13 protein-coding genes are annotated in these 13731 nt (G+C 69.6%); 7 read left to right on the forward strand and 6 right to left on the reverse strand.

The window, feature by feature from the left end; translation table 11 throughout:
• The first annotated feature begins 50 nt into the window (after positions 1-50).
• Complete coding sequence (locus tag QEG98_RS32220) at positions 51-1550, forward strand: transglutaminase-like domain-containing protein (protein WP_316564004.1); 1500 nt, start codon at positions 51-53, stop codon at positions 1548-1550.
• Positions 1551-1572: 22 nt separating this feature from the next.
• On the opposite strand, the gene QEG98_RS32225 is transcribed toward QEG98_RS32220, so the two are convergent.
• A complete protein-coding gene (locus tag QEG98_RS32225) occupies positions 1573-3663 on the reverse strand; it encodes a thioredoxin domain-containing protein (protein ID WP_316564005.1) in 2091 nt (696 codons plus the stop codon).
• A 115-nt stretch (positions 3664-3778) separates the two neighbouring features.
• On the opposite strand from QEG98_RS32225, the gene QEG98_RS32230 reads away from it, so the two are divergent.
• Together QEG98_RS32230 and QEG98_RS32235 are read left to right on the forward strand one after the other, a co-directional pair.
• On the forward strand, positions 3779-5146 hold the full coding sequence (locus tag QEG98_RS32230; RefSeq protein WP_316564006.1) for a glycosyltransferase family 39 protein: 1368 nt from the start codon (positions 3779-3781) through the stop codon (positions 5144-5146).
• A 180-nt stretch (positions 5147-5326) separates the two neighbouring features.
• The gene (locus QEG98_RS32235; protein ID WP_316564007.1) at positions 5327-6406 is read left to right on the forward strand and encodes an aquaporin; all 1080 of its coding nucleotides are present in this window, start codon (positions 5327-5329) and stop codon (positions 6404-6406) included.
• On the opposite strand, the gene QEG98_RS32240 is transcribed toward QEG98_RS32235, so the two are convergent.
• From QEG98_RS32240 to QEG98_RS32250, 3 genes are read right to left on the reverse strand one after another with little or no spacing between them, the layout of a single operon-like run.
• Positions 6403-7110, reverse strand: coding sequence for a TenA family transcriptional regulator (locus QEG98_RS32240; protein WP_316564008.1), 708 nt, complete (start codon positions 7108-7110; stop codon positions 6403-6405). The genes QEG98_RS32235 and QEG98_RS32240 overlap by 4 nt on opposite strands.
• On the reverse strand, positions 7080-8000 hold the full coding sequence (locus tag QEG98_RS32245) for an N-acetyltransferase (RefSeq protein ID WP_090492273.1): 921 nt from the start codon (positions 7998-8000) through the stop codon (positions 7080-7082). The genes QEG98_RS32240 and QEG98_RS32245 overlap by 31 nt, the downstream gene beginning before the upstream one ends.
• Entirely contained in the window at positions 7997-8986 is a 990-nt protein-coding gene (locus QEG98_RS32250) for a DUF3419 family protein (protein ID WP_316564009.1), read from the reverse strand. The genes QEG98_RS32245 and QEG98_RS32250 overlap by 4 nt, the downstream gene beginning before the upstream one ends.
• Positions 8987-9011: 25 nt before the next feature.
• On the opposite strand from QEG98_RS32250, the gene QEG98_RS32255 reads away from it, so the two are divergent.
• From QEG98_RS32255 to QEG98_RS32265, 3 genes are read left to right on the forward strand one after another with little or no spacing between them, the layout of a single operon-like run.
• Positions 9012-9944, forward strand: coding sequence for a fatty acid desaturase family protein (locus QEG98_RS32255; RefSeq protein ID WP_316564010.1), 933 nt, complete (start codon positions 9012-9014; stop codon positions 9942-9944).
• Positions 9937-10827, forward strand: coding sequence for a phosphatase PAP2 family protein (locus QEG98_RS32260; RefSeq protein WP_316564011.1), 891 nt, complete (start codon positions 9937-9939; stop codon positions 10825-10827). The genes QEG98_RS32255 and QEG98_RS32260 overlap by 8 nt, the downstream gene beginning before the upstream one ends.
• Before the next feature lie 7 nt (positions 10828-10834).
• The gene (locus QEG98_RS32265) at positions 10835-10975 is read left to right on the forward strand and encodes a 4-hydroxy-2-oxovalerate aldolase (RefSeq protein WP_316564012.1); all 141 of its coding nucleotides are present in this window, start codon (positions 10835-10837) and stop codon (positions 10973-10975) included.
• A gap of 24 nt (positions 10976-10999) precedes the next feature.
• On the opposite strand, the gene QEG98_RS32270 is transcribed toward QEG98_RS32265, so the two are convergent.
• Positions 11000-12265, reverse strand: coding sequence for an MFS transporter (locus tag QEG98_RS32270; RefSeq protein WP_316564013.1), 1266 nt, complete (start codon positions 12263-12265; stop codon positions 11000-11002).
• Between the two features lie 65 nt (positions 12266-12330).
• Complete coding sequence (locus tag QEG98_RS32275) at positions 12331-12699, reverse strand: hypothetical protein (protein WP_316564014.1); 369 nt, start codon at positions 12697-12699, stop codon at positions 12331-12333.
• Here QEG98_RS32275 and QEG98_RS32280 point away from each other — a divergent pair.
• Positions 12698-13306, forward strand: coding sequence for a CAP domain-containing protein (locus QEG98_RS32280; RefSeq protein WP_316564015.1), 609 nt, complete (start codon positions 12698-12700; stop codon positions 13304-13306). The genes QEG98_RS32275 and QEG98_RS32280 overlap by 2 nt on opposite strands.
• Positions 13307-13731 lie beyond the last annotated feature (425 nt).

Raw genomic sequence — 13731 nt, forward strand, 5'->3', positions numbered from 1 at the left:
AGGCCGGGCGGGTGAAGACAACGGCCCCTTCCCTCGTTAGAAGGGGCACGATGACTCGCACGCACCGACCGACCTTGCTGGCCCTCGTGCCCCTGTGTGCCCTGCTGGTGGGCGCACCGTCCGCGCTCGCGAGGGCGCCCGCCCCGGCGGCCAAGGCCACTGCCACACAGGCCCCCGTCTCCGACGTGGTGAAGGCCGCCCGGCCCAAGGGCGGCGAATTCTTCGGCCTGTACCTCATGGACAAGAAGGTCGGCTGGCTCTTCACCGACCTGGAAGTCCTGCCGGACCAGCCCGCGCGGGTGAAGACGACCAACCAGCTCGTCTTCAAGGCCATGGTGGGCTCGCGCGTGTCGGAGCGCATGCATGACGAGGAGCGCATCTACGAGGCGAAGCCCGGTGGGCGCCTGCTGTCCTTCGTCGTGAAGCAGACGGGTGACGGCGGCACGCAGACGCTGGTGGGCACGGCCACCGCGGACGGCTTCCAGGTGGTGCGCAAGCGCCCGGGCCGCCCCGACGAGACGCTGCCCAAGCGGCCTCCGACGAAGGAGCGGGTGGAGGACGCCGACCCGCCGCGCGTGGCGCTGCTGCGCAAGGCGAAGGTGACGGGCTTCTCGCTGGATGGAATGGACCTGGAGTCCTACGGCCTCTCCACCACCGTGGAGCCCGAGGAGCAGCGGACCATCAACGGCGTGCAGGTGAAGCTGGGCAAGGCCATCACCGTGTCGGAGAAGGAGAAGGTCCCCGTCGTTTCATACATCACCCAGCGCGGGGAGATGGTGCTGGTGGACTACGGCACGACGATGCAGGCCCGGAAGGAGACGGAGGCCGTCGCGAAGCGGCTGGACCTGGTGGAAGTCTTCGGCCTCACCCGCGTGGTGCTGCCCAAGCCGCTGCCCGAGTCCGCGCGCACCGTGCCCGGCCACGTCACGCTGGTGGTGCAGGGCCTGCCCGCGAAGTTCCAGGAGCAGACGTACCGCCAGCAGTTCAAGCCGCAGCCGGATGGCAGCGTGGAGGTGACGCTGTCCGCCGTCGCGCCCAAGACGCGCAAGCCCCTGCCGCTGAAGGACCCGGAGGGCGGGGAGAACCTCAAGTCCACGCTCATGGTGGAGAGCGACGCGCCGGCCATCCGCGAGCTGGCGAAGCAGCTCGTGGGGACGGAGAAGGACGCGTACCGCATCGCCCAGAAGGTGAACACCTGGGTGTACACCAACCTGGAGAAGGACTACGGCGCCAGCGCGGACCGGGCCACGGACGTGCTGAGCCAGAAGAAGGGCGACTGCACGGAGCACTCGCTCCTGTCCGTGGCGCTGCTGCGCGCGGCGGGCGTGCCCGCCCGGCGCGTGGACGGCGTCATCTACATGGTGAACCAGGACGGCGTGCCCGCCCTCTACTGGCACGAATGGGTGGAGGCCTTCGTGGGCGAGTGGACCCAGTTGGACCCCACCTTCAACCAGGTGGTGGCGGACGCCACGCACTTCGCCTTCGGCAAGGAAGGCAACGCCGAAATCACGCCGCTCATCGGCGCGCTGAAGGTGACAGCCGTCAAGTGACGCAGGCCGCGCCGGCCCCTGCTCAGGGGCCGGTGAGCGCCGCCAACCGCTGGGCCAACACGTCCGGCTCGGTGACGGGTAGCTCGCAGACGAAGCCCCGGCACAGGTAGGCGGCGGCCCGTCCCTTCACGGGCTCACGTCCTTCGAAAGTCCCTTGTAGCAACGCAGGCACAGGCTGCCCTGGTGCCTTCCAGGCCAGCGCCACCGTGGGCGCGAAGGCACGGTCCATGGCGGCCCGCAGCGGCGCCACGTCGTCGGACGCGCCCGCGACGGTGACGGACGCCGCGCCCTCCAGCAGCGCATCCGCCGCCAGGCCCAGGTAGCCGTAGCCCAGGGTGTTTCGCACGAGCCCGTCGTGCATCCGCGCCACGTAGCGCTCCGGCAACTCCAGGTGCTGCTTGTCACCCGTGAGCGCCGCCAGCTCCACCTGCGCCTCCGTCAGCGTGGAGGCCCCGGACGGGAAGGCGTTGTCGAAGAGGCCATACGTCGCCACCACCAGGTCCTTCTGTCCCCGGGGCGCGGTGAGGTACGCCGCCTTCTCCGCGTCCCAGAAGAGGTCCACGGCCCGGCGCACCAGGGCGTCCGCCGCCTCCAGGTACTTCACGTCGAAGGTCGCCTGGTAGAGCGCGGTGAGGCCCGAGGCCAGGTCACCGTAGTCCTCCAGGAAGCCGTCGATGCGCGCCTGTCCCTCCTGGTACGAGCGCGCCAGCCGCGTCCCGTCCCACGCCTTCTCCAACACGAAGTCCGCGGCTTCCGCCGCCCACTTCGCCCACTCCGGCTGGCCGAAGACACGCGCGGCCAACGCGAGCCCGCGAATCATGAGCCCGTTCCATCCCGACAGCAGCTTGTCGTCCCGGCCCGGCTTCACCCGCCGCTCCCGCGCGTCGAAGAGCGTCTGCTTCGCCGCGGCCAGCTCGCGCTCCACGGCGTCTTCGGAGACGCCGCGCTCCCGCGCCAGCTCCGACACGGGCACCACCACCTCCAGCACCGTCGCGCCATGCTCGAAGTTGCCGCCGGGTTTGATTCCGAAGTGACGCAGCACCAGTTCCGCCTGCGCTTCCGGCAAGGCCGCGCGAACCTCCTCCGGGCGCCAGACGAAGAACTTCCCCTCCTCGCCCTCGCTGTCCGCGTCCTGCGCCGCGTAGAAGCCGCCGCCCGCGTCGGTCATCTCGCGGCGCACGTAGGCCACCGTCTCCTCCACCACCTTGCGCCACAGCGGGCGCGGCTCCACCTGCTGCGCCTGCGCGTAGAGGTGCAGGAGCTGCGCGTTGTCGTAGAGCATCTTCTCGAAGTGGGGCACCAGCCAGCGCTCGTCCACCGAGTACCGGTGGAAGCCGCCTCCCAACTGGTCATAGATGCCGCCCAGGGCCATGCGCTCCAACGTCAGGAACACCGCGTCCTTCAACGGCGCGCCGCCGCCTCTTCGCCACGCGCGCAGCATCAGCGCGAAGTTCATCGGGTTGGGGAACTTGGGCGCGCCGCCGAAGCCCCCGTGGACCGCGTCCACCTGCTTCGCCATGCGCTGGCCCATGCCCACCACGTCCGCCGCCGTCAGCACCGCGGGCGCGGCCTCCAGCCCGTATGTGGCCAGCTCACCGAGGCCCTCCTCGAACTGGGCGGACTGCCGCTGCACCTCGTCCTGCTTGTTCTCCCACGCGTCCCGCAGCGCCATCAGCAGCCGAGGGAAGCCCGGGCGCCCGTAGCGGTCCTGCGGCGGGAAGTAGGTGCCGCCGTAGAAGGGCTTCAGGTCCGGCGTGAGGAACACCGTGAGCGGCCAGCCGCCACCCTGCCCCATGAGCTGCACCACGCCTTGATAAATCTGGTCCAGGTCTGGCCGCTCCTCGCGGTCCACCTTGATGTTGATGAAGCCCTCGTTCATCAGCCGGGCCGTCTCGGGTGACTCGAACGACTCGTGCGCCATGACGTGGCACCAGTGACAAGCGGAGTAGCCCACGGACAGCAGGATGGGCTTGTTCTCCGCCTTCGCCTTCGCGAGCGCCTCCTCCCCCCAAGGGAACCAGTCCACGGGGTTGTGTGCATGTTGGCGCAGATACGGAGAGGGTTCCCGGGCCAGACGATTGGAAGTGTCAGCTGACGGAGGGGGCGTGGCCATCGGGACTCCAGGAAGAGGAATTGCTGTCGAGATACGAACCCGCGTGAAGGCGGGCAAGCCGAAAGCACTGGAGGGATGGTGGTCAACAGAGGGGCGGACGGAGTAGGTCGCCGCCGTGTCTCCGCCGTCCCCCGCCTCGACGGGCCTCAGTCTGAAGACCTGCGTGGCGCTGCTCGGCGTGGCGATGGCGGCGCGGCTCGCCCTGGTGCTGGGCACGGACGTCTACTTCGACACCGCCTATTACTGGCAATGGGCCCGCAAGCTCGACTGGGGCTACTTCGACCATCCACCGCTGGTGGCCTGGCACATCGCCCTGCTGGGCATCGAGGGCACGGCGATGCTGTGCGGCGTGGGGACGGTGGCCGCGGTGTGGCGGCTGGCGCGCGACGTCCATGGCGACGCGGCGACGGCCTGGCGGGCGGCGGCGCTGTGGAGCGTCGTCCCCGCGGGTGCGGTGGCCGGCGTGTGGCCCACGCCCGACTCGCCCCTGCTCCTGTTCTGGACGCTGGCCCTGTGGGCCCTGTGGCGGGAGCGATGGGTCCTGGCGGGACTGGCCGGAGGGTGCGCCCTGCTGTCGAAGTACCCGGCCGTGCTGCTGGGCGTGGCGTTCCTCATCGCCACGGTGCGAGCGCGGCGCATGCCCTGGGGCGCGTGGCGCACGGCGACGCTGGCGGGCGCCTTCTTCGCGCCGGTGGTGTTCTGGAACGCGGGCCATGACTGGGTGGGCTTCGCCTTCCAGCTCAGCCATGGCCTGGGCCGCGACTGGCGCAGCAGTTGGAGCACCTTCGGTGAGTTCCTCGCGGGTCAGCTCGCCCTGGGAGGACCGGTGCTCTTTCCCCTCGCGCTGGTGTACGGCGTGCGCGGTCCGCGCGAGCACTTCCTGCTGCGCATGGCCGCCTGCGTCCCCCTGCTCTTCTTCGGCTACGCGTCGCTGCGTACAAGGGGCGAGGCCAACTGGCCGTCCGCGGCGTACCTCGCGGCCTGCGTGGGCGTGGCGGGCATGCGGCCCATCTGGCAGCGCGCGGCGGCGTTCAGCGGGCTGGCGGTGGTGCTGGTGGTGGGCTCGCACCTGCTCTTCCCCGTGCTCCACTTCCGCCGGGACAGGGCGCTGTGGCGGACGCACGGATGGAGCGTGCTGCGCGAGCTGGCCACGCCGCAGCGGTTGTTCCCGGAGTTGACGCCCGACAACGTGGCCGCCGTCTACGCGCCCAACTACCAACTGGCGTCCCAGGTGGCCTACTACGCGCGGCGGCTCACGAAGACGGGGGCACCGGCCCGCTTCAGCCAGTATGACCTGTGGGCCGACCCGGACGTAACGCCCGGGCAGGACGTGCTGTGGGTGAGCGAAGGCGGAGCGCAGCCCCCCGAGGAGCTGGCCTCTCGCTTCACCACGGTGGAAGGCCCCGTGGAGTTCTTCGGTGACTTTCGTGGGCGACGGTTGCACACCTTCCAGGTGTGGCGGCTGCGAGCGCGCAAGCCCTGAGCGCCGACCACGGGCGCAGCGCCTCCACGCCTGGCCAACCGGCCTTGTTCACCGACGGGCAGTCTGGCCCCCTGCCTTTGACGGTGCCACGGGTGAGCCCTAGGTTTCCGGCTCCAGGTGCGGTGGAGGAGCCGATCTCTCCCGGGGGCCCGCGGACCTGCTTCCAGGAGGGGCTTCGCCGTGACGCACGCATTCCAGTCCCCTGCCGCGCCGGATGACGTGGCCCGGATGAACCGCTCCCGGCGGCTCGTGGTGGAGGCCCTGGGCTGCGGACTGCTCGTGGTCGCGCTGGAAGGCGCCCACCACGGCGCCGAGCACCTGGGCGTGAGCGCCACGGATGGACGCCTCTTCATGTCCCTGGCGGCGGGCGCGGTGCTGGCATGTCTGGCCTACGTGCTTCAACCGCTCACGGGCGCGCACTTCAATCCCGCGCTCACCTTCGCGGATGCGCTCGAAGACGGCACACCGTGGCGCGACGTGCCGCTGTACGTGCTGGCGCAGGTGGGCGGCGCCGTCGCGGGCCGGTGGGTGGCCCACGTCATGTGTCACGAGCCGATGCTCGTCGGCGCGAGTGCGCCCGCGGCCAGCTTGGCGCAGTTCGTCACGGAGCTGGTGTCCACCTTCGGGTTGCTCGTCATGGTGCGCGGCTGCGTGCGGAATCGCCCTACCGCGATTCCACTGGTCGTCGCCGGCTATCTGGCCGCCACCGTCTGGTTCACCGACTCCCGGGCCCTGGCGAACCCGGCGCTCATCCTCGCCCGGGCGTTCAGCACCCGCCCCAGTGCCATGCACTCCATGGACGTGGAGTCCATCATCGCCGCGCAACTGCTGGGCGCCGCGCTCGCGGTGCTGCTCTTCCGCTGGTTGCAGCGGGCGCCGCGAATGAAGCAGGCCCGCGTCTGGTCCATCGTCTTCAAATGCTCGCGGCCGGAGGTCGCGCAGCAGGCCGTGGGCATCTTCAACCACCTGGCCTCGCCCCAGCGCGCGCGGGCCACGACGCAATGGCACGCTGGCGATGACTCGGACCTGCCACCGCTCATCGTCCGGCTGGTGCTCGCGGGAGAACCCTCCGAGCCATCACACCCTGACGGTGTCTCCTGGCAACTGCGGGTCCCCGCCGACGCGGTGACCACCGAGGAGCCCCGGCTCCGCGCGGAGCTCCGAGCCCCCATCCGCCAACTCCTCCGAAACCGGGGCTGGCTGCGGCTCCATGCCGTCGGAGACGCGGCGCGAGAAGGCCCCAGCGGGCCGCGGCCCTAACCCAGCCGGCGGTGACGCGCCCGGAACAGCGCGTCGTACAGCTCCAGGAAGAGGTGCCCGCCCAACGTCAGGCCCTGCTCAATCTCGGCGGCCCCCGCGTCCGTCTCGTAGGGCGCATCCAGCTGCCGGTAGAAGCCTTCCGCGTGCTCCTCGTCGAGGTCCGCGTGCGTGGGGTAGTGCACCACCTCGCCATGCTGGAGCCAGCCCCGCGCGACGATGCCGCGGCCCAGGTCCAGGGAGATGCCACTGAACAGGTCCTCGATGATGCCGAACACGGCGAGCCCCGTGAGCGGCCCCTCGAACGCGGCGATGCCGGTGAGCGCGACGTTGAAGGCACGCACCTCCGGCCAGGTTACATGTTGCTCCACGCGAGCGGTCTCAACGCCCAGGCGGGAGAGGAGCAGGTGGAACGTGCGCTCGTGGCCGTGAGCCAACGTGCCGCGTCCGTGCTCGTCGAAGATGTTCTCCACCAACGGCAGCCGCTGGTGGGGCTGAGGCAGCCGGCTGGCCAGCATCGCCATGGGCCTGGAGAAATGCGCCACCGCGGAGGAGAACTGGAGCTGCGTTTCGACGAAGTCCTCCCGCGAGAAGGTGCCGTCTCTCAGCGCGCGCAGATAGGGCGCATCCAATGCGTTCCACTCCGCCTTGAGCCCGGCGATGTGCTGACGCAGCTTCAGATTTCGGATGAGGGAAGGTGCACCCATGCTGGCGCTCTGACAGGAAAGGAGAGGTCGAGAGAATAGACGGTGCACACCGAATCAGGAGCGATGCCCGCCTCTCGCAGCCAGTGGACGTGGTCCTCCAGCCGCTCGTCGATGCTGAAGCAGGCGAGCGCCTCCTCCCCGAGCGCCGCCAGCTCCACACCGCAGGTCCGAAGGTACTCGCCCCAACCGTGCGTCCAGGCTTCGGGCGGCGCCGACAGGTGGACCAGGGGCCACGGGCGACCCGTGGACAGCCGCTGAAGGTCCTTGGCCCCCGCCGTGGTGCACCACCCCGCCCCTTCCAGCGTCCTGGCGGGCGCGGGCCCCAGGCGGAGCCCTGCTCCCGTGGGGCGCGGGGGTGCACTCCGCGTCTCCAACGCCTGAAGCCGAGCGGGCGGCACGAAGTAGAGCGCGAGCTGGCTCGCGGGGCGCCCCATGCGCAGCGGATTCCACCCACGGGCGATGCGCATCACGTCGCCCCGGGCGCCGCGCATCGCCGCGCCGTAGAGGAAACGAATCCGACGCAGCGGGGGAATGAGGAAGAGGTGCTTGAGGCCCTGAAGCAGGAGCTTCGTGGAGAGCCCGGAGCCCCGCGCGTGCTTCGCCAGCTTGAGGTCGCAGATGTAGAGCGCGTCCACCTTCCGCGTCCCGTGCCACACCGGGCGCAAGACCCCCGTCACGGAACCGAGCAGGTCGTCGCCACGGAGCGCCAGCAGGAAGTACGCCTCTCCCATGGAGGAGAAGAACGGGTGGTACCCGGGCCCATGGTCGATGAAGAAGTGGTCGGCCCCATCCGCGAGTGGATAGAGGATTTCACGCTCCAGCAGACGCAGCCGCTCGACATAGGGCCCGAGCGAGTCGGGCCGGGCAACGATGAAGCGCACGTCACTCATGGGCTGTCTGGCACGCGGAAGCCGACCTCGATGCGCTCGTAGAACAGGCTCCGGTCCCTGGCAAGCAGCTCCGCGCCGAGCGCGTCATCGAACTTGAAGGCGGGCTGGAAGAAGCGGCGAAGGTCCCGGCGGTTGTTGAGCTGACGGATGAGGACGGCGCAACCGGGCCGTGCCTCACGCGCGAGCAACCCCGCCCACTCCGCCACCAGCGCGTCCTCCGACCAGTCGAAGATGTTGGAGAGCGAGATGACGTCGAAGCGGTCCAGGCGCGGCACATCCGGCAACGAGCCCTGGACGAGCGTCAGCGCCAGCGGGCCTTCGGCCTGAAGGTACTCGGGGGCATCCTCACGCAGGTACCTGCCGAGCAGCACGTGCTGGAGGAAGGGATTTCGAGGCGCATCCTCGCGCTGGAGCCCGCGTTCGAAGACCGCCCGGAAATAGCCAGGATATGAGCCGGGCTCGGCATGCTGTGTCGCCGCGGGTCCGAACATGGTGTTCAGCAGCGGCGCCGCCAGGGCCAGCTCGAAGGCCACGGGCCAGTAGGGCGAGGCGAACCAGCGGGCACAGGCCTCCCGCCGTTGTGAGGCCGTGGTGGCCGGCGCGAAGAACGCGGCGAGCTCGTGCGCGGGCGCGACGAACTCCTCGATGAAGCGGCGAAGCGTGCGGAAGAGCCCCTCGAATTCGCCGCGCTGATTCAGGGCCGCCGCGTCCTCCGCTTCCACGCTGTAGCGCGACAGCGGAAGGCGGCCGAGCCCCGCTGCCTTCTCCCGGACATGCGCGAGCTGACGCGGGTTGAAATCGAAGCCCACCAGCTCGAGCGCTGGATGCCGCCGCGCCAGGGTGAGGAGCGTGCAGCCTCCCGAGGCCACCGTGAGCACGGCCCGTGCCCGCGTGCGCTCGACGAGCGCCAGCTCCAGCGCGGCATCCTCCCGGACAACGGCGAACTTCAAGCGAAGGGGCGTCGTCGAAACCAGGCCAGGTTCCATGGCATGGTTCTACCTCGGAACCCCCATGCCGCTCGCGACAGAATCCCTCACCCCTTCGCAGTTGCGTGAATTGGAGCAGGTCGATGCGCGGCACGTTCCGCGGCTCGCCGTGTTCCTCATGCTCTACCTGGGCGCGGCGGCGCTGTCCGTGGTGCTCGCGGCGCGGGATGCGGCCTGGACAGACTGGCTCGCTCGCGCCCCGCTGTACCTCATCGCCGCGGCGTCGTTGCATGGCATCAGCCTGTTCACCCACGAGGCCGTCCACGGTGGCCTCGCGCGGCGGCCCTGGTTGAACCGGCTGGGTGGCATCGCCTGCGCGCTCCCGGTGTTGCAGAACTACGCGGCCTACAAGGTGCTGCACCTGAAGCACCATGCCGACCTGGGCGGAGGGAAGGACCCGGACCACTACGCCAACTACACGGGTCGGCGGTGGCTGGAGTTGTTGATGCATGTGGGCCGGCTGCTGCTCGGTTATCCCGCGTACATCACGATGATTCCCATCCTGGGTTGGCGACAGGGAACGACCGCCGAGCACCGATGGGTGATGTTCGAAGTGGCGCTGGCCGTCGCGGGCCTGACGGCCGCGGTCATCTTCATCCCCGGACAGGTGATGCTCCATGCCTGGGCGATTCCGATGCTCCTCCTCAACACCCTGGTCAACGTCCGGGGCATGAGCCAGCACACCTTCCTGCCAGAGAGCACGCACCCGGTCCGAGGCTCCCGGACCATCCTGTCGAACCCGGTGACGCGCTTCTTCATGTGCAACGAGAACTACCACCTGGAGCACCACCTGTACCCTCGGGTGCCCTGGTACAACCTGCCCGAGCTGCACCGGACGCTGCGCGCGGACCTCGTCGCGCAGGGGGCGCCCTTCATCCCGTCCTATTTCTCGTTCGTGCGCGGTGTCCTCTCGGGCTCGCTCATCCGAGGGGCGAAGCCCGCCACGCCCGATGCCTGAGCGGCTGTACCCGCACGAAGTCCTGCTCGCGGCGTTTGGCATCCTCCTCTCGACGGCGCTGGTGTCGGTCGCGGGAGTCTCCTCGGCTGCCACCGCGCAAGCCGTTGGCGGCACGGTATTGTTCATTGCCAGCGTGGCGCTGCTGGCGCGACTGGACGCAGTGGCCCATGTCTTCCGGGCACGGCTGCTGCTCGCCTACCTCGCGACGTTCTTCTTCTATGCCTCCGTGAAGCAGGCCGTCCCCGCGCTGGGGCTCGTGACGCGTGACGCCTGGCTCCTGTCCGCGGACGTGTTCCTGTTCGGCATCACCCCAGCCGCCTGGCTCCAGCGGTGGAGCACACCCTGGGTCAACGAGTTCTTCAGTGCCAGCTATCTGGCGTTCCACGGCTACCTGCACCTCGCCATGGCCTGGGCGCTGGTGGGCCCCCGTGCGCGGGCGGAGCGCTTCTTCATCGACGTCTTCTCCGCCTATGTCCCGGGCATCGCCGGTTACTACCTGATGCCCGCCATCGGGCCCGTGGCCGCATGGCCGAAGCTTTTTACCCTCCCCATCGAGGGCGGCTGGTTCACACAACTGAATGCCGCCGTCGTGGCGAGCGGCTCGTCCACCTACGACCTCTTCCCCAGCCTGCACACGTACATCACGCTGGTGCTGCTCGAACACGACCGGCGCCAGCACCCGTGGCGATTCCGTCTGATGGCGCCCGTCGCCGTGGCCATCCTCATGTCCACGCTGGTGCTGCGTTACCACTATGCCGTGGACCTGCTGGCGGGCGCCGTGTGGTTCATGGGGTTTCGCGCTTGCATCCCCCGGCTTCAGGCTCGCTGGGAGGCGCGGACGGCGCTATCGAAGCGCGAAGCGCCGACGGTAGGCGTCGGGTGAAAGTCCGGTGCGCGCCTTGCAGCACGAATGGACCGTGGTCATCCGCTCCACGCATGACGTGGAGAAGACGTCCGAGGGCTGGCGCATCCGCCGCGTCATGCTCGACCCTTCCACTACCGGGGCAACCTGGTGGGGCTGGCGTTCGTGAAAGGCAAGCGCCTCGTCTGAGGCGTCAATCCGGTTCGCGCGTTGCGGCGCTTGTCCGCAGCGCGCCCGGAAGCCGCCACGCCACTACGACGGTCGCGAGCATTCCACCCGCCCCCACCACCAGCAGCGTCACTGGCGCGGACGTCGCGTCCAGCAACAATCCTCCCGCGACGTAGGACAGCCCCGCCGCCACACCAATGGCGCCGTAGAAGTTGCCGAACACCCGCCCCCGCATCCCAGCCGGAACCCAGCGCTGGATGAGCGTGTGGCTGGCCACATCCATGGCGGCGATGCCCACACCGCGCACGGCCTGCATCGCGAACGCCGCGGAGACGGCCCAGGCCAAGCCGGTCAGCAGGTTGCCCAGGCTGCTCACCGCGAAGCCCAGCACCAGCATCACCGGCATCGCCGCCCCCGCGCCCATCCGCGCCATCAGCACGTAGCCCGCGACCAGGCCCAGCCCCACCGCGCCCAGCAGCAACCCCACCGCCGAGTCCCCTGCCTGGAAGGTGTCCTTCGCGAGCAACACCAGCGCCACGTCATCCACGCCGTTGAAGGCCACCACGGCGCAGAAGCCCAACGCGACGACGCGGGCCACCCGCGCCCGCCAGAGGTAGACGAGCCCATCCCGTGCCTGCCGGAACAACGACACGGGCGGCGCGGCGCCGTCATGCGCGGGCGGCACGGACGGCAGCGCCACCAACAAGCCCGCGGACAGGAAGAAGGACGCCGCGTCCACCAGCAGCACGCCCTGGAGCCCCACGAGCGGAAACATCGCCGCCGCGAGCAACGGCCCCAACGCTTCGGCGGCCTGCGTCCCGAAGCCCACGCTGGCGTTGGCGGCCTCCAGGTCCTCGCTCCGCACCAACGCGGGCACCACCGCCCGGGAGGCTGGCTGGAACACCTGTCCGGCAATCGCTCTCGCGGCGACCAGCGCCAGCAGCACCGGCAGTGGCGGCATCGTCAGCGCGATGAGCGCCAGGAGCGCGCCCTGGAGCAGCTCGCAGGCAATCATCACTCGCTTGAGGTCGAACCGGTCACTGATGGCCCCGGTGAGCGGCCCCAGCAAGGCGGGTGCGAAGTCCCCCACGAGCAGCAACAGGGAGACAGCCAGCGCCTGCCCCGTCTGCTCCGCGACGTACAGCATGAGCGCCACCAGGCTGAGCGCATCACCCGTGAAGGAGAGGACTCGCGCGCCCCACAAGGCCCGGAACGCCGGGTGGTGACGCAGCAACGGCAGGGCCCCTGTCCCGCGCTCGCTGGTGCTTGAATCACTCGCTGGAGCCGACATGCGCCGCGCGTCTCCACCCTTCCGGAAGCAGGCGCTGACACCCTAAAGGAGACGCGTGGCGGGCTTCAATTCCCCAGCCACGGACAGACGGGCATCCGGCCCGGTTCGCGGTGGTGGGACAGCGCAGCGCGGACACCCACGACACCATCACCCAACTGGTGCGCCCAGGCAGCTTCCGGTTCATGTACACCGAGATGGAAGTTCTTCGTCCCGACCGCTGCACATTCCATGGCGTGGGAATTGTCCCGGATGAAGAGATTGTGCCCATCACGGAAGACTTCGCGACGGGCAGAGACGCAGCGCTTTTGAAGGCCATCGACGTGCGCCAGGCACACGAGCAGGCGTTCGCCGGCGTGAATGCGGACAGCGCCTTTCGATGCGGGCATGTGAAGCGAGAGGATGGCGCTCCACACCCCGTGGAAAGGAGCAGTCATGAACTCACGTTTTCTTGCTGTCGCTGTCCTGGGTGCCGCGATGTTCACCGGCTGTGGTGAGCCGGAAACCACCACAGAGACGCCCGCTGGAGAAGGCGTTGTCATCCCGCCAGTGGAGACGCGGGAAGGGTCCGCCACTGTCACCGCCGCCGCGTACTGCGACGACGTGACGACGTGGAATTCGGCGTGGACGGCCCTGGAAGACCAGGTGCTCGTGCTCGTCAACGAGCGCCGCGCCGCCGGGGCCGTCTGTGGCGGCGTGGCCAAGCCGCCCGCGCCCGCGCTCAGCAACAACCCCCAGCTGCGGTGTGCGGCGCGCAAGCACTCCAAGGACATGGGCACCAACAACTTCATGAGCCACACGGGCTCGGACGGCTCCACGCCCTGGCAGCGGATGAACTGGGCGGGCTACACGTACCGCAACGCCGCGGAGAACATCGCGGCCGGCTACTCCACGGCCCTGGCTGTGGTGAATGGCTGGATGACCAGCACCGGGCACTGCAACAACATCATGAACCCGGCACTGCTGGAGATGGGCGTCGGCTACTTCAACGCGCCGAGCAGCACGTACCGGCACTACTGGACGCAGTCCTTCGGCCGGCAGTAACACCGGGCTAGAATGCGTGGCCGGGCGCTCATCCAGGGCGCCCGGCTCACCTCGTTCGTCATGGACCTCGTCCTGCTATTCGTCGGTCTCATCAAGGTGGTGTTCGGCGGCCTCGTCGCCGCGCTGGGCATCTGGCTCGCGCTGCGTGGACTGAGCCGCATCCTCGGCGCCAACCCCGTGGAGGAGCTGCGCCAGGGCAACGTCGCCGCCTGCCTCGTCCACGCCGCCAGCCTGGTGTCGCTGGGCGTGCTGGTGCAGCACGCGGTGCAGGCCACGTCGGACGCGCTGGACCTCACCGTGCAGAACCCGCCCCTGCACCTGCTGGTCGTGGGCCGGCTGGTCGCGGTGGCCGTCCTGCACGTCGGGCTGTCACTGGGCGTGGGCGTCACGGTGCTCGGCACGGGCGTGCTGCTGTTCGACCGGAT

Origin of the sequence: Myxococcus sp. MxC21-1, assembly GCF_032612255.1 — a bacterium.
Lineage (GTDB): Bacteria > Myxococcota > Myxococcia > Myxococcales > Myxococcaceae > Myxococcus > Myxococcus virescens.